Source organism: Streptococcus parasanguinis ATCC 15912 (genome assembly GCF_000164675.2).
Lineage (GTDB): Bacteria > Bacillota > Bacilli > Lactobacillales > Streptococcaceae > Streptococcus > Streptococcus parasanguinis.
In genome coordinates, this window is the sequence record NC_015678.1 from 560,269 (window position 1) to 580,615 (window position 20,347).

A 20,347-nucleotide genomic window follows, 5' to 3' on the forward strand; every position below is an offset into this window, starting at 1 on the left:
TTACCAGACTCTGCATATGTTATTTCGTTGCTGGTTGTTGCTGTGTAATACAGTGAATATTACCACCACCATATGCAATCTCTGTAGTTTCAACTCCAACAACTTTACGATCAGGGAACATCGCTTGCACTTGTTTAACCGCCAATGCATCGTTCTCATCACCATATTGAGGGAGAATAATTCCTCCATTAACTATTAAGAAATTCAAATATGATGCAATTGCAACTTCTCCTTCCTCTCTTGGAATAGCCCCTTCTGAGAAATCAATCGTATCTGCATCTTTAAGATAGCATGGCTTCTTAGTAACACACATTTTATGTACTTTTAACTTTCTGCCTTTTGCATCTGTTTGTTCACTTAGGAAATCAAACGCAGCTTTTGCTTCCTTATAGAAAGGATGGTTCTCATCTTCAGTGTAAATACATGCAACTTCTCCAGGTTTTACAAAACATGCTACATCATCAATATGACCATTCGTTTCATATGGGTCAATTCCATCTTTCACCCAAATTACTTTTTCACAATTCAAATAATCTTTTAATTTTTGTTCAATTTCTTCTTTTGACAAATGTGGGTTTCGACTTGGATGAAGAAGACACATTTCAGTAACCATCACTGTACCTTCACCATCAACGTGAATTGATCCACCTTCTAAAACAAAATCATCTGTTTTATAAGAATCAGTATTTGTTAATTCACAAACTTTTCTTGCAACAAGCGCATCTTGATCCCAAGGGAAATAGAGTCCATCTACTAAACCACCCCATGCATTGAATTCCCAATCTACTGCACGACGTTCACCTTTATCATTTATAAGAAATGTAGGACCACAGTCGCGAATCCACGAATCATCATTTGTCATCTCGATTACTCTTATATTTTCACAATTAAGAGCAGATACACGAGCTATAGCATTTTCAAATTGAAGAGGTGGTACACAAAGTGAGACTGGCTCAAATTCACTAATAGCTTTAGCAACATCTAAAAATGCTTTTTGAGCCGGTTTAGCTCCTAGACGCCAATTATCATTTCGCCATGGCCATAACATCCAAATTTGTTCTTGTTCTTCGAATTCTCCTGGCATTCGAAATCCATCTACTTTAGGGGTTGTACCCACAATACGTTTAGACATCTCAAGTCCTCCTTTTGTTGTATTGGTATTTAGTTACTATCATTTTTTGATTTTTTTCACACGAATAATTACTTCACCTAAGATAAGACAAATTAATGAACCGATAGTTACAGGTAATTTATCAGCTAATGTTACTTCGTCAAAAGATAATGGGAATGCTGTAAATAAAAGCGAGATCAAAATCATAATAATTGGAATCACAACCATAATTTTTAAAATAAGATCACTTCCTCCTACTTTAAAAGGTCGAGGGGTTTCTGGATCAATTTTTCTTAACTTATAAAATGCTGGAAAAACTGGTATATAAGAAAGTAGGAACATAACAAGGTTCAATGAGAAGAACGCCCAAAACAGATCCTGATTTGGCAATATTGGTGCAATGACTACTACAAATGTTGCAACAAAACCATTTGCTAAAGCTGATCCAATTGGCATGTTATTCTTTTTACTACGTTTTGCAAAAAACTTCGGCATATCTCCATTTTCAGCAGCATAACATGCCGTGTTATTCACTCCTAATGACCATGAAATCATATTTCCAAAAAGAGTTAGTAAGAACAGAAATGCCATTAAAATTATAAACCATCCATTTTCTGATCCGGTCAAAAGTTTAAAGCTGTCCATCATACCACTACTAGTAGAAATTTTATCAACTGGAATCGCTACCCCAATACCAAATGCAGAAAATATATAAATAGCCGCAATAACTAGACCTGCAACAATTATAGATTGAGGTATTTGTTTTTTAGGATTCTCCATATCATCCGCACACGTACAAATAACTTCAAAACCAAGTAGATTAAAAATAATAACAGAAATAAATGATAGACTGTTTAAATCAAATGATGGTAAAAGTGAATCCAACGTAATTTTATTAGCCATTCCTTTTGTAAAGGCAATGTATAATCCCAAGACTCCTACTAATAGTGCTAATATCATCTTTATAATTGCCGCACCATTGAGGATCCATACGCTATCACTTGCGGGATAAAAGCTTATCCATATAATCAACCAAATAAATACAAGTTCAATTAATAATGTCCAGAACATCGAAAACTCAACACCTGTAATCGTTGTCAACAACCCTGGAGTCATAACAGCTAGTGATGCTAACCACAATGGAAAATTAATCCAATAATACCAGGAGGTCCTTGAGCCCCATCGGTGTCCAAACGCCTTCGTCACCCAATCATAGATTCCACCATCACCTATATAAGTAGTACCTAATTCAGCTGAAATCAATCCGTATGGTAACAAAAAAGCAATTAATAAAAATAACCACCAAAAGAATTGAGAATTCCCAATCGCTGCAACTGGAGCTGCAGCTTCTGCAACAAATACTACACATATTACAGTTAATACTGTAGTAAACAAACTAAATTTTTTCTTTTCTTCCATTTTTTTCTCCTTCCTTTAAGAGGAGAGTTATAACATCGTCAATTTAAAGCAAATTGACCCTTTTATTTTAAAAATGATTCCAGTTCTGCTTTAGCTACAGATTGTTTTTCAAGGTCATATGGATGTCGTTTCGCAAAATCACGAAGTAGATAAACTAAGATACCTCGCATTGAAGTTAAACGATTTTCCGCCTCATCAAAACAAACTGAATTTGGGCCATCCATCACTTCATCAGATACTTCTTCGCCACGTGTAGCAGGTAAACAGTGCATGAATTTACAATTTTCTCCTGCTTTTGCCATCATCTCTGAATCAACATGATATTTAGGATAGAAAATCTTCATACGTTCTTCTTCTGATAATTCCGCTTCATATAGGCCATACCATACATCAGTGTATAAGAAATCTGCACCAGTAATTGAATCAATATCATCAGTTACTAAATATTTACCACCTGATAGTTTACAAATTTCATCATATTTTGACTTATGCATATCATTTAATTGGAATCCCTTCGGACCGAAGTGAACAAATTCCATACCCATTTTCAATGTTATTAATCCTAAAGAGAAGCATACTTGAGTTGCATCTCCTACAAATACTACTTTACAATCTTCTAATTTTTTTCCTTTCGGCAAGTTTTCAATAATCGTAATCAGATCTCCCAATTCTTGTGTAGGATGATTATAATCACTCATACCATTAATTACTGGTACTTGAGAAAATTTTGCTAAATCAACTACACTCTTATGACGCTCAACACGTGCCATTATAATATCTGTTAAGCGAGAAACCACGGTTGCTGTATCTTCTAGTGTTTCGTGTCCTCCTAGTTGAATTTGACCGGGTGCCAAATATTGTGCGTGCCCTCCAAGTTGAGTCATAGCGGTTTCAAAAGAAATCCGTGTTCTTGTAGATGATTGTTGAAAAATCATACCTAGAGTTTTATTTTTCAACAAAGGTGGGTAATACCCATTTTTAATACAAGCTTTAATCTTAAGAGATAGCTCAGCCATTTCTAAAAGTTGCTCTTTAGAGAACTCTTCTGTTGTAATATAATCAATTTTATTGCTCATAATTGAGACCTCCTGTGTTGTTATGCTTTAATGATATTGCAAAATTTTATAGTTTGCGATAAACTTAAAGGTGTAAACCCTCTTTTTTAAAAGTTTAAGTACTAAACCCAGTATTTATGCTTTTAAAAATGTAATGCTATTTTAAATATAAACTCCCTATTTTATTGCTTTTCAATAAAGTTTAGAGTTTTAATTAGTTTCACAGAATTAATGGAGGCTAAATATGATTGAAATAGTTTATATATACAATGTATTTTTAATTATATTGTATACTTTGACCCTTGGTATTGTATTGACCTATTCTTTAAACTCAGAAAAGGATAAAAAATACTTATTTTTTGTAGTCGGTTTATATCTTGTTTTTTTTATTTTTGATAATCTGATCCTTTCAATGACAGAAATAATTAAAGATTTCGGAAACACATATAACCAACACTTTCTGGGAGTTCCTTTTGTGAAAACTGTCATATATCTTGTTAATAATATTTGTCAGTTTTGGATAGTTGCTAGACTGAGGAAAGAAACACCTTTATTAACCCACTATTGCTTTATTTCAATTACTTTCATATGGATGGCTTTCCCAATTCTAAACAATTCTCCATTAAGAGTTTTTATGTACTATTTACCCAATCAGCTTCTTTTGATTTATACTGGTATATATGCGAGACGAAATCTAAAATCTTTGAATATTAGTAGTCGAAATAAAAATTACTTAAAAACTATTTCAAATATTGGAGTACTATTTGGCATTCTAATTATCTTAGAAGATTTATTTGTAATTTTTAATATAGATTCGTATGACTTGTTGAATCTGCGAATTCAAAATAGAAATATGTGTGAAGACATGTTTACTATTGCTGTTTGTTATTTAATAATCAAATATATTCTTTCTGATTGGAAAGCTATTTCGAATGTAGAAGAACAATTAAGTTCATTTGATAAATCACAAAAAATTGACAACCCCAGTACACTAGATCTATTCTCTGAAAAACTTCATTTAACTGAACGTGAAAAAGAAATTCTTCCTCTACTTCTTGAACACAAAAACAATCAGGAAATTGCGGATCAATTGTTTCTTTCAGTTGGAACTGTGAAGACACATGTACACAATATTTTTATAAAACTTGAGATCACTAAACGAAATCAACTTTTCGAAGTATATAATTCCTTTGAAAACGAACATCCTGAGCAATAATTGTGTCATAGCCCCTACTTCCAAAGACAGAATAAAAGACATCTGATTTAATTTCTTTCAGATGTCTTTTTAGTTGTTCTAATTATCAATTATATATTCGATAATATAAAAAAGCATCTCGTATATAACGAAATGCTTCAAATACACATAAACGAATATTAAAGTTTAGAGATTTTTTACATCGAACGCAAGGTATCTCAATCCTCACAAATCTCTTTATATCAACAATTTTATCTTTGAAAGTTCCATAAAAACGGAACGAAATCCACTGATTTGGATAAAATTGAAATCAATTAATACCATAAAATAGAGTAGTCAACCATCCAATTTAATAGATCGGTTTTATTTTGATTTAATTTTTAAAAACGACTTCTTTAATTCATTTATATCGCTAAATCTTTGATTCAAAATTGGATTTGTTCCCTTATTAATAAATTCCTCTAAATTACTATATTCAAATTTTGTAAAGTCTTTATATCTTCCAGTTAAGACAAAGTATAATAATTTTGACAAAGCAAAACCTTCAAAATGAAAATTATAATTACTAAACCCAACTCGTTGGAGGCCTGAATAATCATTAAATGCACCTCTTATTTCTGTATCTAGAGATGTTAACATGCTATTACTTAACTTTACATTCCCCAAATCAGCAATTTTAATAATTTTTACATCATCATACTCTTTAATCAAAATATTATTAGGTGATATATCTCTATGAAGTATCTCTTTTTTAGCTAGATACTCAAATCCTTTTATTATTTGATAACCTAGGTTCATTCTCTCGGTAAAAGTCAATTTCTGATTATGAGTCTTTATATATTTAAAAAGTGAAGTGTCAGCATACTCCATAACATACTCATTTTTAGTTTTATCAATAGAGTAAACTTCGAGTACATACGGAGAATGTAACTGCTTCATTGTATCAAATTCTAAATAAAATCGCTCTAAATCCTTTAATAAAATATTTTTTTTTGCACGTTTTAATGCAAAAGTTTTGTTGTAATTTTCATCATAGAAACTAAAGACAGTAGCATAAGAACCATCACCAACTGTTTTCAATTGGAACCGTTGTATAGTTTTATTCGGGATCTCGACAATATCCGATATTTCAAAAATTGGTAACTCATAGTATAATTCAACTTCCGACATATCATCTGGTACTGAGCTTCCACCAGATGACGATAGAAAACTATTACATTTTTTTAATACTTTATCATAGTATTCAACAATTCTAACTTTCTCACCAGAATTCTTAAGGTTGTTAACAAATCTGTCTGATAATGAAATTGATTTTATCAAATCTCTACTTGGTCCAGCCCAGAAATGTCTCCCACTATTTATACTATCATTTAATATTCTTAATCCCTTCACTAACTGATAGTGTATACTAGAACATAACTGACTCAGTCTATCATCAAAAATATCATTGTAAAGATGTTCATAATCAATAGCAAACTCTTTACCAAAGTAATTCAAATAATCCCTTTCAATACCTACTATACTATTTAATAGTTTTGCATTATCATTTACAGAAATCATTTTTCTCTTCTCTCCCTATAAAGTAGTCTTACAATATAAAATATACTTCTCCTATAATAATTAAGTGTTTATATGCTGATAATAAATAACCTAGAAATAAACTACAGAGATGTTAGCTACCACATTTATTTAATTTGAGAAATTAAAATGTATGATATTTATTTGTTAAAACATTAATTTAATAGATTTCTATTTAGTAGTTTTAAGTCATCATTTATACTCTGTAGTTTAAAGATCCCTATTCCATCTCCGTTAATATAAAAAACATTCTCAACTATTCTTTCGAATCTTGAAAGAATCACTTTTCTTTCATTTGCGTAAACGATGTCTTTTCAGTCTTTATAAATATAGGTGATTTCACTACCTCATTGTAAATATCAAGCTTCACTACTCAACAATCGTATAATCACCACTGTTTAACAAGTTTAAAACCTTTCTAACAAATGGAACTGAAAGTAAATCTTCAATTTTTCTACCATAAGTTTTAAAATTCTCATCAATTTCAACTATATTAAGGCCTGACTTGATTGCTTCTACTTCATTAATTGGTTTATGAAAACTAAATCCACCGATCTCATAATAAAAGAAATAAAGATTATTTTCAATCTGATAATCAAAAAAGTGAATTTTTGTATATCGCTCGTGGTCAAAGTAATTACTTTTCCAAATAATATCGCCTTCTTTTTCAACTAAGATTTTTTGGTAATCTTCTTCATAACTGTAAACACGTTTCGTATTTTTCACAAATTGTTTATGAATTACTGTTGGAGCAAACGGCTGTAATAGTTCCTCTTTCATTCCGTAATATTCAACCTTTTTTTCTATCGCATTATCAATGTTAGCTTGTATATGCGAATGATACGGTGACTTTCTATACTCTCTAACTTTATCACGATAATTTTTTGCTCGTTTATTAACGGAATAAATACATTCAGCAATCATTTCAGTAGTTAGTTGCTTCTTTTTTAACAAATCAGAATACAATTTGGGAGTTTTCATAATTTTTAACCTTACTAAATTTGAAATTTCTAGTAAACATTAACTAGATTCGCAATGTTTAAATTAAAATTATTTTTTTAGTTCACTTTCTCTTCATACATCTCAAACAATCGTGCAACTGTTTCACTTTCAGTTAACCAAGTCTTCTTTCCATCTACTATTTTTGTCAAACCATATGCTTCCATTACAGCTTTATCATTAGCTTGATGTGCTTTTCGAAGTTCTTTTGGCATGGTTAACTCATCATAAAGATCAGCTAACGAGCTATCAGGATACAGTGCACGCGCATCGAGTATAGCCTTAGCAGTTTTAGAAATTTTCACTTTTTGAACATCATTTTCTTCGGGCCATGGAAAGTTATTGTATACGATGTCTTTTGAATAACGATAACGCATCTCAAGACGTCCAGCAACAGCACGCATCCAAGCCATATGAACATTAGATGTTAGGATTCCAAAGTGATAAAGATTGGCATCTGGAATAATTTGTACTTGATTATTTGTAATGACATCTCCCTTGACATATATCCTAAAGGTATGTAACGGCGATTCTCAGAAGAGACGATAGGTACGGCTATAAAGTCTTTACCAATTGGCTGAGTTAGTTGAGCAAACAGTGTGGGGGTTTCGCCAAATTTATGAATTTCTTTAGCTTTGCTCGAAAGCCTAAACTCCTTAACATCTTCAACACGCTTCAAGACTGATGGCATTTTTCGTAATATTGAAATAGGGCAGTCCTTCAAGAATAATACCCATCTATCAATATTATTTATATATTCTCTTGCTCCAATAAATTTAAAAAAATATGGTTTTGAATTCGGCTCTTTTGAAATAAATTCCTCCATTTGTTCAGTTGTAAAGGTATAAAACCCTCCGTCCCGAGGAATATTGCCATATATCATTTGAGGTATATTGCAAATAGGTGTAGTTCGAGATGAGATAATTGGTCTGTATTCTTCAGTTAGATACGGGCTGATTATACTTGTTTTCGTCATCAAGGAAACTCCATCTTTATTCGGAGATTCAAACAATAGTTTTTCGTCTCTTTCAATATAAGAGAAGGAAATAATAACACAATGTACCATTGCTTTATTTTTTGAGTCATTCCCCCAAATGAAAGATTTATAAGCAAAATTGATTTTTATCCCTTTAGAAAGAAGATTTTTCCATAAACTTTCTAAATGAATCCCTTGTATTATTGAGTTAGTAGAAACAAATGTTGTTTGTATTTTTGTATCTATCATGAAATTTGAAGCAATTTCATACCATGCTGATACAAAGTCTAATCGTCCTTGCTTGTTATTAAATATACGTTTCATATCATCTTTTTGCTCTACAGAGACATTTCGATGTCCAAGAAACGGTGGATTACCTATGATATAACTTAATTTATCTTTCGGTGCTACTGTCTCCCAATCTACTCTTAACGCATTCCCTTGTACAATATTCGTATAAGATTTAAGAGGCAAAAAATCAATATTAGCAAATACAATATCTTTAGTTTCTTCTAGCATTTGACTTTCTGCAATCCAAAGAGCTGTTTTAGCAACAGAAACCGCAAAGTCATTAATCTCAATACCATAGAATTGTTTTAGCTTGACTTTAACAAGGTCTTGCCCTAAGTCTAATGCTACTGCATCCCCCATATAAAGCTTAATAGCTTCATTTTCTAAACGTCTGAGAGATATATAAGTTTCTGTAAGGAAGTTTCCTGAACCACAAGCTGGGTCGAAGAAAAGAAGACTCGCTAGTTTGGATTGGAACTGTTTTGCTTTTTGTTCAACCGTCTTAGGCTGTTTAAATTGACGAATTTCATTTAACTCTTCTTTTAGCTCATTTAAGAATAAAGGATCAATAACCTTATGGATGTTTTCAATCGAAGTATAGTGCATTCCACCACTTCGACGTGTTTCTGGGTTAAGGGTTGATTCAAATACCGCTCCAAAGATGGTTGGACTGATTTCTGACCAGTCAAAGCTAGATGATGCATGCTCCAGAATTAGCTCACGCAGTTCATCCGTAAAGTTTGGGATTTCCAACTTATTCTCAGCAAACATCCCCCCATTAACGTAAGGGAAAGCCAGTAGTTCATCATCTAAGTATGGGTCACGTTCCTCAATCGGCGTATCGAGGATTGAGAAAAGGTCTATTAAAGCTCTACGGAAATCACGACTACTGAAACGAGCCAGGTAGTCATGGAACATCATGTGATGACCGAAAATACCTGCATCTTCAGCGTAAAGACAAAACACCAGACGAACAACAAGTTGGTTGATGGAGTGAAGACTGTCAGGACTCTCTGGATTAATATACTGCTTAAGAAGGGCCTCGTAAATCTCCCCCACGATCGCTCCAGCTTCAATAGAAACCTTCATCTCACGTTCTAGATGTTCATTTGTTTTATCAATCAAAAATTCTAAGCGATAGGCTTCCTTATCTAAATCAACAAGTTTAATGACCTTTGGTTCACCATTTGGTTGCTCCATGTCATAGACATAAAACTCTTTGAAATTACAAGTTACAATCCAACGAGGACGTTTAGAGTATGGAAGATTGGCTGAATATCGTTTAGCTTGCTGAAAAGGTGTTAATAACGTGTTGTCTGATTGTCTAATTGCCTGGTTTAAGTCCTTATCTGCCCCCTTCTGCTCAATTAACACCTTAGTAGTATCAATAAACCCGTCGATAAAACTTGTGTGGTCCATCTTAACCTTGTCTTCAAATGTAATGTATTCTGTAGGGTTTTCTACACCATACACAGATTGAAGCAAATCAAGCCAAAATGATTGACTGTCTTGGCGTTCATTTCCACGATTCTCCCAGCGTTTAATAAATTCCTTCGCTTTTTTCTTTTGTTCAGTTATATTCATATCAAAAAATACTTCCTTAATTTATAACGTTATTATACCATATTTAGTTATTATTTTATGTTACTAGATATTGATTAAATCTGCTGTTCTTTCTGTAAATATAAAAATAAAGCCTCACAAGAAAGCTTCCAATATGAAGTTTCTTGCAGGGCTTCTTTATTTACAAAGTTTCCTCTCTATATTATAAATCTAATCACAAAGATCCATAAGAAGTATAGACTAACGTTTAATATTACTTCTTTTAATAATTATCAAGAGAAAAATGAAAACAACAGAAAGCATTACAATAATGAAGAGAGGAAATTCTATTTTATTTCTATTCGTTTTTATGTTATTAATAGATTCTTTTCCACCTGCCTTATTTTCACGTTCTTTGCTACTTTTTGGTTTTATTGAATCATTTTTTTCACTATCACTATCTTTCTTAATGTCTTTATCATTATCGTTTTTACTACTTTGACTAGAACCTAGCATTCCAGTCTGAGATCCTATTGCTTCTTGATAGTATTGATTCATTTCATCTTGGCTAAAATTTCCTTTAAGGAAACTACCGTCTTTTCTTTGAAAATCAACTAATCCATAATATGCTGATAAAAATTTTTCGTCTCCTTCCATAACAACAAAACAAGGTATTTCTCTCTTTGATGGATTCTTAGTGACCCTTTTTACCATATAAGTTGCTTTTTGTTTTGTCGTGGCTCTAGGACTTAAATTTTCAATATATGTTCTTATTCTATATTCGCCCTCTGGTACGCTTGTTTCTTGCATCCAATTATTTTCAGGATTAATTTTTAATGTTTTAACAACCTCTTCGGTATCTGCTTTTACTACAAGAACGACTATTTCTAACTTATAACCTTCTTGGACAATTCCTTGTACAACAAGAGGTCCTGTTTCTTCTGCATACACATTAGATATCTGAAATGAAAAAAATAATCCTAAAATCGTAATTATTATCTTTAATAACTTTTTCATCATATCAATCCTTATTTATTCCGAATTCTTCATATTTTGAATCAAGATATCGATTTCTTTTATCTCGTTTATTAACTCTGAAAAAGGATCATCTTTAGTATTTTTTCTACTTTCATAATAAGCATTTCCTAGTGTCAAAATTAATTTTTCACGTTTTTTATTCTCTTTATATAGTTGAGTATTGGTTTGAATTGATTGAGTTAATTCCTTTGTTTTCTTTCCAGCTTTAGAACTAACTTCAAAAAATTTTTCTGAGATATCTGATAAAAAGGATTTTTGAAGATTATTACTGTTAATTTTTGAACCACAGGAAACACAGTATTCACTTGTTTTGAAGTTTTTAGTACCACATTTAGCACAAAAGTTATTGTCTTCTCTTACCTCACTATTGAAAGGTGGGACATATTCTTCACTGTGACTATTATTGTTTGGTGATACATAATCTTCATCAGGGATAATATTTTCTGAAGTTTCTACTTTTACTTCAACTTCATCATTCATCTTTTCTTCTGGTTCTCCGATACTATTAACGATACCTTCTGAAATAGGAGTCGTTTCAGCATTTATATTTTCAACTTCAAACTCATTATTTTTCTTTGCAGTAAAAAATTCCACTGGACTTGGTTTCCGTTTAAATTTTTCTTCAAATTGAGATAGCCATTCTTCTTTATTCATAACCTCATACTCCTGTATATCTTACATGATAATTATTTTGTAAAATACTAATACGTTTATCTTTGGACGGATATCCTAACTCACAAAATCCTTTGGCTAAAGATCCATCTTCCTCAGATACAGTGTCGATATAATAACAATGAATTTCCCCAAATCCAATCGTAGCCATATATTGGTCTGAAAGATATGCGTCACGTTTTACAATTGATTTTACAAACATGTAAAAGAAACTTATTAATGCAACTATTAATACTATCGAACCATAAAAGAGAATAGCTCCTTCTTTTGCTTCCGAACTTCCTGACCAAAATGAGTTTCTGCTGTCTCCATAATTTTTTTTAAAGCCTCCAAATAGTGTTGTTATTAATAAAATTAGTAAGACAATAATTAAAATGAAATTTGAACCAACCACCACAGGCAAAAGATTTGGAGCCATATTATGGATTCGATGGAGCTCAAACATAATTTTTGGTTCTAAAAAATATGGATTTTCCAATAAGCTATCAGTAACGATAATTTTGTTCATTCCTATAGCGTAGGCAGCAGGGACATCATTATGAATCATGCGGATTTCAATATTATCTGGTAAGTTTAAACCCTTTTGACGCGCCTTTTGAATAATCGCATTGACAGGTTGTTGAACTTTTTCTTGATAATCACTTCTATCTATCCTCTTCGCTCCCACAATCCAACAAACTAAGGATTGACCGTTATTTGATAATAAAAATTCTGTAAATAATAAAGCTATTAGTCCACCCACTCCAAAACTCGTGATTGATTCAAAAAATATTAGTATAGTGAAATAAATTATAATTCCCCATCTTTGCGTATCGTAACAATACTTTAAATATTTGTACAATCTTGATATCTTAATGTAAGACTTAATTTTATTTTGATCAGCCTGTTCAAAATATTTCCCACAACCACTACATTGCTTACTATTTCCAAAATTCTTTGTACCACATGAGTTACAAAATTTAACATTTTGATCATTTTGTATTTCCGCAACATTTTGTGAAACGTATTCGTTCAACTCTACTTGTGGCTGAACCTGTGGCCTAGCATTGCTTTCACTGTCATTAACTTTAGAAATAGCCGATAAATCTGATACTATTATTTCTCCTGATTGAATACCAGCTTGAATCTCTTCTTCTGTTGGTACACGGTCGTTAATCTCTTTAAATATTTCAATCCATTGCTCTTTATCCATCATATACTCCTATGTTCATTATTAAAGTAAAAGGCTGAGGGAGATCACCTTAAAAGGTTCTATTTCCTCCAGCCTATAAATCTATTTATAGATTACTCTTAATTTTACTCACCTTTTTTGCGCAATTTTATTCCAGATAGTCCCATAAGCATCGCTCCTAAGCCAAGTAATACAAATCCATTTTGAGAACCAGTATTTGGTAACGAACGTTGAGGGTTATATCCGGTTACTGAACCTCGATAGTTATAGTGATCAGATTGAGAACCAACCTCATTTTTAAGATCAAAAATTTTATGATCTTCATTTTGGTTTCCAATTGATTTAGTTTCACTTGATAACTTCGTATATTGCGTCAGTTGTTTATGAGCGTTTTGGTAAGCAAGCTGTACAGCCTCATATTGTGCAGTTGCATCCAATTGATCTTGTAGAAGTGATTTAAGTTTAGCTTCCTCTCTTGCTACATTTTCAAGTGCTAAACGATGCTCTTCAACTGCATTCTCATATGCTTCTTTTGCTTTCTTCAAATATGTATCAGCATTTTCAAGATGATCTAAAAGTGTTTCTAAAGCACCTAAGTGAGTATTTAATTTAGAAATTTCATCCTTAATTTGACTTTCTTTAGCTTTTAACTCTTCAACTTTATTCTGACGGTTTCTGAGTTCTGCTTCATCCGTAGCTTTTTCAGCTTTAAGATCTGAAAGTACTTTAAGTTCTTTATCCAATTCTGCACGCGCATCTGCTAAAACTTTTTGTTTTGTTTGAATATCTGCATTTAGATTTTCAACTGCTGATTGTGCTTTTGCATAACGAGTCTTGGCAGCAATCAATTGTCGAGAAGCCTCATCTAAATTCTTTTGTGCAAGAGGTGTCTTATCTGAGATTGAGTTTAATCTAGCAATCGTTTGACGTGTAGTATTTAAGTCTGCCAAATGTCTTTCATGAATTTTAGTTACTTCATCTAAATTGTTTCTTGCAGTCTTATCTGTTGCTTTTGCTTTCTCAAGCTCCTCTTTTGCAGTTTCTAATGCTTTTTGCTTAACTTGAAGGTCTGCATTTAAATTATCAAGAGCTGTTTGAGCTTTGATATATCTTGTTTCAGCTTCTTCTTTTAGTTGTTTTGCATTGTCGTATTTCTTCTGTGCATCTGGAGTTTGATCAGGAACTGACATTAATTCTGCTACTAGTTTTTGAGTTTGTTTCAGATTTTGATTTGCATTTTGATTTTCTACTTTTGCTTTTTCAAGATCAGATTTAGCTTTTACTTCTGCTGTTGTGGCCTGGTCTAAATTATCTTTTGCATTTGCTAAAGCTTGACGCTTGCTTTGAATATCAGCATTTAATTGATCAAGTGCATCTTGAGCCTTATTAAATTGGGTTTGTGCTTCATTATAATTTTGTGTAGCGATTTCCAATTTAGTAGTAGCTGCAGGTGTTTGGTCAGGAGTAGCTTTCAAAGCATCTAATTTTGCTGTCGTTTCTTTGAGAGTTTTTGTACTTGAATCATTTTCTGATTTAGCTTTTACCAAACGTTTCTGTGCAGAATCATTTGCCGTATTTGCTGCAGTCTGTTTAGCTTTTGCAGTTGTTAATTCATCTTCCATTTTTGAAGTATCAAATGGAGTAGCTAGAGGTTTAGCAATTCCTTTATCATAATAGTCGTCAACAGTTACAAAATGGTATTCACCAGTTTGTTCATCTTTAACATATTCAAGATGTGCATCTTGACCTTTGAATTCAATAAAGTGCATGCGTCCAACACCACTTGGTGTGAAACTATTTGCAGCTCCAATTGCCCGAATATTTGTAGGAGCTTTCTGCCCAATCATAAGTTTCATGTGTCCAAAATAAGCATGAACATCATTTGTCATAAAACTAATTACAGCATCATATACCTCACGATACAATTGAGACATTGTTGCTTTACGAGTTTCTTTAGCTTCTGAATAATACGCACCATAACCCAGCAAAGTATTATCATAGCTCATATTTTCTCCAGTCCATACGATGGAATCTAATCCATCTTTCGCTAGAGCAGTATCGCTGTGACTTGTGCTATATGGTTTATTTTCTTCAGCATAGGCTTTTGCAATGTTTTTGACACCCTGAACAGATTCTTCAGTGACAATATAATGATGACTACCCCAAACTTGGTCTTGCAGATTGTTGGCGAGAAGTGCATAATATTGGCTCAAAGCTTCAATTTGCTTGTCAGTTAAATTGTCTAAATCTACGACTGAATCATCGATCGGCAAAACAATATCCTTGTTTGACCATTCCTTTATGAATATATTTTGGTGTTCAGGGGAATATTCTGTTAATGCAGTTCCAAAATCATATTTGCTATCTTTGAACCATTTTTGAATAACGTCGTTTAAGGCATTTTTATTTGCGTCTGAGTCATCAGCAAGATAAGTCTTGTAAGCATCAATGACATCTTGAGGCAATTGAGGAATAGTGAGATTTTTAATTGCTGATATTTGTTTATTGAGCGTTTCAACCGCTTGATCAGCCTTCTCTTTATTCTCTTTTGCTTCCTGAGCTGCTGATGTTGCACTCGCTAGCTCATTTGAAGTTTCATTTACTTTTGCCTCTTCTTGTTTTTTCTTAGTAGTTAAAGTGGAAATATCCGAAGCTTTCTTAGCATCATTTTCTTTAGCTGTTTTGAGCTCTGCTTCTGCACTAATCTTACTATTTTTTTTATTTGCTAAATCATTTGCTTTGCTATCACGATTTACGATTGTTTGGGCAAGTTGTGATTCAGAAGCATCAAGATTACTTTGAGCTGAAACCTTATTTTCTTGAGCTTTCTTTAAATTCTCTTGTGCTTGTTTTAGTTTTTCCTCAGCAGATGACAAGTTTGCTGCAGTTTCTTGACTTTTCTTTATTTGATCTGCTTCAACTGACTTTGCATTTTTTAGTGCAGTAGCTTTTTTATCATCCGCTTCTTTAGCACGATCGAGTTCCTGTTTGGCTGTATTTTCAGTTGCTGCTTTAGCATCTAAATTTTCCTTAGCAGTATCACGTTCTGCTACAATTTCTTCAACGCCAGTACCGTCTAAAACCTTCTGAGCAGTTTCTTTCTCTTTTTGAGCCTTCACTAATGCATTTGCTGCTTCTTCTGCAACCTTTTTAGCATCTGCTAATTGTTTAGCAGAAACTTGACTAGCACTAAGTTGCGTTATTTCATCAGCAGAAGCTTTACTGAGTTCTTCAGCTTTATTTTTGTCTTCGTTAATGGCATTTTCCAAAGCCTCTTTCGCTGCTGATTCTGCTGATTCTTTTTCAGCTACATCACTTTTTGCTTTGTCTCTTTCAGCAATGATTTCCGATGCTCCAGTGCCATCAAGATTTTTTTGTGCTGTTGCTACTGCTCCCTCAGCTGTCAAAACTTTCTTTTCTTGCTCTGAAATTTTATCTTGATCTTTTTTAATAACATCTGATTGCTGATTACGTTCTTTCTCAGCTTCTAGAACTTTATCAGATGCATCTTTTAGTGATGTTTCCTTTTTTTCAATATCAGCTTTTACTTCTGATATTTCATTCTTCGTTTTTTCAATTTTTTCAGGCGTAGCTGATTCTTTATTCGCCTCAGCATTCTTTAAGTTAACACTTGCTTCGATAACTTTTGATCCAGCGACTGCTTCCGAAGTCTTAGCATCTTCTAATGCTCTTTCTTGATTTGAAACCAATTGATCCGTTTCTTCCTTGATCGTTCTAGCTTCTTCTACAACTTCTGCAGTTGGCGTTTTCGTTACAGTTGCAACCCCATTATTAACAAATACTCCGTCTACTTGTTTTATATTTGTAGACGAAGGAGTCGTAGATTCAACACTTAATGTTGACTCATTTGGCTGAGTTGCAGTTACTTCATCCGCTTGTACAACAGAAATTCCCGCAAAAGCTGTAGCTATTGATACTGCAGATACAGTTGCTTTGATCGTTTTCTTTTTCATAATTCCCACCTTTATGATAGAGTATTGAGCAAATTATCACTACATAATTATAAACACCCGAATTATACTATATTTTAGCAACTTTGTAAAGTTGTAACCAACCTTTTGAGAACTAGAACCTAACCTTATAAGGCTGTAAAATAGTCTTAAGAGGTGAGCAATGTCAGAATTACAAAAGTATATAAGCAAACGAATACGGATTCTGCGGACCCAGTCAGGAATGACTCAGGAACAATTAGAAGAAAAAGCAGATCTTGGTACCAATTACGCGTATAAGTTAGAAAATTTAGAGCCCAATATAAAAATTAGTACTCTTGAGAAAATTATAGATGCGTTGAATGTTGACCTACAAACTTTTTTTGATTTAACACTTAAAGAAGAAAGTACTGACTTAGCACAGCTTATCGACACTATCAAATCTTTACCTGAGTACAAACAAAATAAAGTCATTTCAGCTATTAACACAATTATTAACGAGACAAAATAAAAAAGAGTGGAAAAGGATAAGTATAATAACGATTCCTTTCCCACTCTTTTTGTGCATAAAAATATTGCTATTAGCTATTAGAGCCTGCGATTCTTGGGTAACCAAACGTCATATCGAGTTTATCCTCTTCGTAATTCTTGATCAATTCCCAGAAATCTGCAACTGATAACGCTGCAACTGATTCATGCCAATTGAATCTAAAAAACAAATCTAAGAGAAAATTAATTACAAGATGGATTTTAGCTGTTTGTTCTACAGTATCAAATGTAATTACAATTTTCTCACACAACGGATCAATTAATTCAATTTCAATGCTATCATTTACAAAATTGAATGACACTTCTTGATCCTGGTCATTCAAGATTGAGATATACTGATCCTCTTCAAATGTTGAATAAAACATTCTAATATTGACTTCTTCATTGTGATTAATTAACTCTGTAAGATATTGTTGAGTTAAATTAATCACATGGTTTTTATACGTTTTCATTTTGTTTTCCTCCGATTATTATTAAAAAAAAGATTTTTCATTCGTGAATTTTCACGGTGGCCTTACTCTCTTTAATATTATTATTAAACGATTGTTCTTGAGCATCTGCTACCCCCTTTTTTTAAGGAACAAAAAAAAGACAGTTCACCACTGCCTTTTTTTATCTATACTATTATTATGCCATTTTTTTGTAAAAATAAAAACAACATTTCTATTCCTAAAATAACTATGTTTTTTCTTTTATCTTTATTTTTATAAAAATATGGCATACTATTATTATAAATTAAATTGAATTGAATAAGTAGAGCCATTAGTCATATGGGAGAAAGTTTGTTACCGGACACGGTTAACATACTTATTTCTCATATGCTAGTCATTGCAAAGGAAAAAACTAAGAAAAAAAGAAAGAAAATCTAAATGGTTATTCTCTACTGAATAACATGAAGTAAAGAATAACCATTTAGTAGATAAAAAAGTAAAGAAAAACGTGTTTAAGGTAAAATAAAAAAGGTAAAAATAAAGGTAAAAACTAAAAAAATAACTAGTTTAGCAAAGTAAATAAATAATGTAATTAAAAAAAGTAAAATAGAAAAGTTTTATAAGCTCGAACAAGCAATGACATCTTTATGATCCTTCCAAACATAGACCACGGTGAGTACTGAAAATCTATCGCAAACATTAAACTTCAAGAGTTAGCCTCGATGGGAAGTATCAAAAGCATACCCAGCTTTTAAAAAAAGGGTGGGAGGCAGTTTAACAATAATATGTAATTATTTTAGAAAGGAATGTATAATGCCAAGAAAAAGGAATTCTCTCAAGCACGATTTATTTATTGCAGCTTCAAAAAATATCACAAACAATCGAACGAGGACAAGCTATAAAAGAGCAATTACTCGCTTTACAAAGTGGGCTAAAGAACACAATATTAAGAAAAAATCAGATATTAGTGTAGAAATGATTCAATTATATCAACTAAATCTAAATGATGATCCAAAACAATATTCTGTTGCTACCATCCATACTTATTTAGCACCTATTTGCAAAGCAGTTGATATCAATATGAATAGGATTAGAAAAGACAAGCGTTCCAGCGACAAAATTATCCGAGGTCGTGTGAAATCAAAAAACTCACAAGGTAAACATCAAGAAACAGACTCTCGCTTCTCTCGGCTGGTTAATTTTCAGCGAGCAGTTGGGATTCGTAGATCCGAATTAAAAAAATTAAAAGGTAAAGATATTCGAAAAGATAATAATGGTAATTACTATGTTTTAGTTCAACGTGGAAAGGGAGGAAAATTTCAACCTCAACTAATTCTTCCTCAAGATGTCCCAGTAGTCCTAGATACCTTTAAAAATAAACAAGAGGATGATTATATCTTTACAGATGTAGAAATGAATAATCTTATCAATCTACATGGGATGCGAGCCCAACATGCAAGAGAGTGTTATTACTTCTACTTGAAGAAACTCCAAGATAATCCTAATTTCAAGGTGAATTTAAAAAATTTTTTAATAGAACGTTGGGAGGTTGGCCACCAAAATTTAAGGGATAAATCATTAAAAAAATTTGAGAAACAAAAGAAAAACTTCATTAATGAACTAAGAGATGAACCTTATAAAATTCGTGGTTCAAACTATAAAAAAGCCTTAAATTCATCCCTGCCTACAAAATATAATCGTTTAGCCTTGATGGCGGTCTCGGTCTTCCATCTTTCCCACTGGCGTCTATCAGTTACAGTGACCAACTATATTCTTTAAAGTATCTCATTTTCGACTAAAAAATTAAGAAAAAAAACGGAAAAAACAGTTTTTCTGCGTTTTTATTGCATACTCAAAATATAGGCTGTTGTATAGCTAACAGTTTTAACACATTTTTCTGACATACTATAAATTTCAAAGGAGTAAAAGAATGTCATTTAAAAATAATTTGCAAAGAGAATTCAAAGGTTCAAACTTTGAAATTCGTGAAAAACTAATAACAGATACCTACTTTACTAGTTTTTTAGATTACGTGAGTTTACCTGAATCAATCTCAAAATTAATTGAAGAAGGTTATGCTGATAAAAGAAATCAATTAGATGATTACATTGATTTTGCACTTCATCATAATTTAATTACTAAGCAAAATAATATTATCCAAGCTACTGATCTTGGTTTAGCATGGGTCTGGTGGGCTTATGCACCAGTTGACGGTGATGATTGGATTTAGTTAAGAAAGCACTATAATTTCTGCATAGTGTACAACTGACAAAGGAATTATAGTATCTATTTTGTTGTAGAAAAAAATCCCCGCCAAGATCTAACTTGGCGGGGATTTGGTATAAAATTGAATCCAATCTTCCTCTTTTA

Annotated in this window: 14 protein-coding genes and 1 pseudogene; 4 read left to right on the top strand and 11 right to left on the bottom strand. The window is 32.3% G+C overall.

Translation table 11 applies throughout. The features are described from left to right. Window positions 1-19: 19 nt before the first annotated feature. The 3 genes from aguA to ptcA form a co-directional block, all read right to left on the bottom strand. A complete protein-coding gene (gene aguA / locus HMPREF0833_RS02770; RefSeq protein WP_013903608.1) occupies window positions 20-1,132 on the bottom strand; it encodes an agmatine deiminase in 1,113 nt (370 codons plus the stop codon). Window positions 1,133-1,171: 39 nt separating this feature from the next. Further along, on the bottom strand, window positions 1,172-2,530 hold the full coding sequence (locus HMPREF0833_RS02775) for an APC family permease (protein WP_013903609.1): 1,359 nt from the start codon (window positions 2,528-2,530) through the stop codon (window positions 1,172-1,174). Window positions 2,531-2,592: 62 nt separating this feature from the next. Then, a complete protein-coding gene (gene ptcA / locus HMPREF0833_RS02780) occupies window positions 2,593-3,606 on the bottom strand; it encodes a putrescine carbamoyltransferase (protein WP_013903610.1) in 1,014 nt (337 codons plus the stop codon). A 223-nt stretch (window positions 3,607-3,829) separates the two neighbouring features. On the opposite strand from ptcA, the gene HMPREF0833_RS02785 reads away from it, so the two are divergent. Further along, the gene (locus HMPREF0833_RS02785; protein WP_013903611.1) at window positions 3,830-4,801 is read left to right on the top strand and encodes a response regulator transcription factor; all 972 of its coding nucleotides are present in this window, start codon (window positions 3,830-3,832) and stop codon (window positions 4,799-4,801) included. Between the two features lie 342 nt (window positions 4,802-5,143). Here HMPREF0833_RS02785 and HMPREF0833_RS02790 read toward each other — a convergent pair whose 3' ends face one another. The 7 genes and pseudogenes from HMPREF0833_RS02790 to HMPREF0833_RS02825 all read right to left on the bottom strand — a co-directional run bounded on the left by HMPREF0833_RS02790 (window position 5,144) and on the right by HMPREF0833_RS02825 (window position 17,021). Continuing rightward, window positions 5,144-6,340 (bottom strand): protein kinase family protein, encoded by a 1,197-nt coding sequence (locus tag HMPREF0833_RS02790; protein WP_013903612.1) that lies wholly within the window; start codon window positions 6,338-6,340, stop codon window positions 5,144-5,146. A gap of 387 nt (window positions 6,341-6,727) precedes the next feature. Further along, window positions 6,728-7,339: a hypothetical protein gene (locus HMPREF0833_RS02795; protein ID WP_013903613.1), complete on the bottom strand. Its 612-nt coding sequence runs from the start codon at window positions 7,337-7,339 to the stop codon at window positions 6,728-6,730. A gap of 77 nt (window positions 7,340-7,416) precedes the next feature. Next, window positions 7,417-10,208, bottom strand: a pseudogene (locus tag HMPREF0833_RS02805) (DNA methyltransferase). Window positions 10,209-10,427: 219 nt separating this feature from the next. After that, on the bottom strand, window positions 10,428-11,186 hold the full coding sequence (locus HMPREF0833_RS02810; RefSeq protein ID WP_013903616.1) for a hypothetical protein: 759 nt from the start codon (window positions 11,184-11,186) through the stop codon (window positions 10,428-10,430). Between the two features lie 12 nt (window positions 11,187-11,198). After that, window positions 11,199-11,858, bottom strand: coding sequence for a hypothetical protein (locus HMPREF0833_RS02815; RefSeq protein WP_013903617.1), 660 nt, complete (start codon window positions 11,856-11,858; stop codon window positions 11,199-11,201). A gap of 4 nt (window positions 11,859-11,862) precedes the next feature. Then, on the bottom strand, window positions 11,863-13,071 hold the full coding sequence (locus HMPREF0833_RS02820) for a hypothetical protein (RefSeq protein ID WP_013903618.1): 1,209 nt from the start codon (window positions 13,069-13,071) through the stop codon (window positions 11,863-11,865). A gap of 101 nt (window positions 13,072-13,172) precedes the next feature. Continuing rightward, a complete protein-coding gene (locus HMPREF0833_RS02825; protein ID WP_013903619.1) occupies window positions 13,173-17,021 on the bottom strand; it encodes an SEC10/PgrA surface exclusion domain-containing protein in 3,849 nt (1,282 codons plus the stop codon). A gap of 160 nt (window positions 17,022-17,181) precedes the next feature. Here HMPREF0833_RS02825 and HMPREF0833_RS02830 point away from each other — a divergent pair, with 160 nt between their 5' ends. Next, window positions 17,182-17,508: a helix-turn-helix domain-containing protein gene (locus HMPREF0833_RS02830; RefSeq protein WP_013903620.1), complete on the top strand. Its 327-nt coding sequence runs from the start codon at window positions 17,182-17,184 to the stop codon at window positions 17,506-17,508. A 70-nt stretch (window positions 17,509-17,578) separates the two neighbouring features. On the opposite strand, the gene HMPREF0833_RS02835 is transcribed toward HMPREF0833_RS02830, so the two are convergent. Then, entirely contained in the window at window positions 17,579-17,998 is a 420-nt protein-coding gene (locus tag HMPREF0833_RS02835; RefSeq protein WP_013903621.1) for a hypothetical protein, read from the bottom strand. A 792-nt stretch (window positions 17,999-18,790) separates the two neighbouring features. Between HMPREF0833_RS02835 and HMPREF0833_RS02840 the strand changes: the two genes are divergently transcribed. Both HMPREF0833_RS02840 and HMPREF0833_RS02845 read left to right on the top strand, forming a co-directional pair. Continuing rightward, the gene (locus tag HMPREF0833_RS02840) at window positions 18,791-19,756 is read left to right on the top strand and encodes a hypothetical protein (RefSeq protein WP_013903623.1); all 966 of its coding nucleotides are present in this window, start codon (window positions 18,791-18,793) and stop codon (window positions 19,754-19,756) included. A 151-nt stretch (window positions 19,757-19,907) separates the two neighbouring features. Continuing rightward, window positions 19,908-20,207 (top strand): hypothetical protein, encoded by a 300-nt coding sequence (locus HMPREF0833_RS02845; protein WP_013903624.1) that lies wholly within the window; start codon window positions 19,908-19,910, stop codon window positions 20,205-20,207. Window positions 20,208-20,347 lie beyond the last annotated feature (140 nt).

Coding starts and splice junctions, on each gene's coding strand:
- aguA (WP_013903608.1), bottom strand. CDS start 1,132: ATGTCTAAACGTATTGTGGGTACAACCCCTAAAGTAGATGGATTTCGA.
- HMPREF0833_RS02775 (WP_013903609.1), bottom strand. CDS start 2,530: ATGGAAGAAAAGAAAAAATTTAGTTTGTTTACTACAGTATTAACTGTA.
- ptcA (WP_013903610.1), bottom strand. CDS start 3,606: ATGAGCAATAAAATTGATTATATTACAACAGAAGAGTTCTCTAAAGAG.
- HMPREF0833_RS02785 (WP_013903611.1), top strand. CDS start 3,830: ATGATTGAAATAGTTTATATATACAATGTATTTTTAATTATATTGTAT.
- HMPREF0833_RS02790 (WP_013903612.1), bottom strand. CDS start 6,340: ATGATTTCTGTAAATGATAATGCAAAACTATTAAATAGTATAGTAGGT.
- HMPREF0833_RS02795 (WP_013903613.1), bottom strand. CDS start 7,339: ATGAAAACTCCCAAATTGTATTCTGATTTGTTAAAAAAGAAGCAACTA.
- HMPREF0833_RS02810 (WP_013903616.1), bottom strand. CDS start 11,186: ATGATGAAAAAGTTATTAAAGATAATAATTACGATTTTAGGATTATTT.
- HMPREF0833_RS02815 (WP_013903617.1), bottom strand. CDS start 11,858: ATGAATAAAGAAGAATGGCTATCTCAATTTGAAGAAAAATTTAAACGG.
- HMPREF0833_RS02820 (WP_013903618.1), bottom strand. CDS start 13,071: ATGATGGATAAAGAGCAATGGATTGAAATATTTAAAGAGATTAACGAC.
- HMPREF0833_RS02825 (WP_013903619.1), bottom strand. CDS start 17,021: ATGAAAAAGAAAACGATCAAAGCAACTGTATCTGCAGTATCAATAGCT.
- HMPREF0833_RS02830 (WP_013903620.1), top strand. CDS start 17,182: ATGTCAGAATTACAAAAGTATATAAGCAAACGAATACGGATTCTGCGG.
- HMPREF0833_RS02835 (WP_013903621.1), bottom strand. CDS start 17,998: ATGAAAACGTATAAAAACCATGTGATTAATTTAACTCAACAATATCTT.
- HMPREF0833_RS02840 (WP_013903623.1), top strand. CDS start 18,791: ATGCCAAGAAAAAGGAATTCTCTCAAGCACGATTTATTTATTGCAGCT.
- HMPREF0833_RS02845 (WP_013903624.1), top strand. CDS start 19,908: ATGTCATTTAAAAATAATTTGCAAAGAGAATTCAAAGGTTCAAACTTT.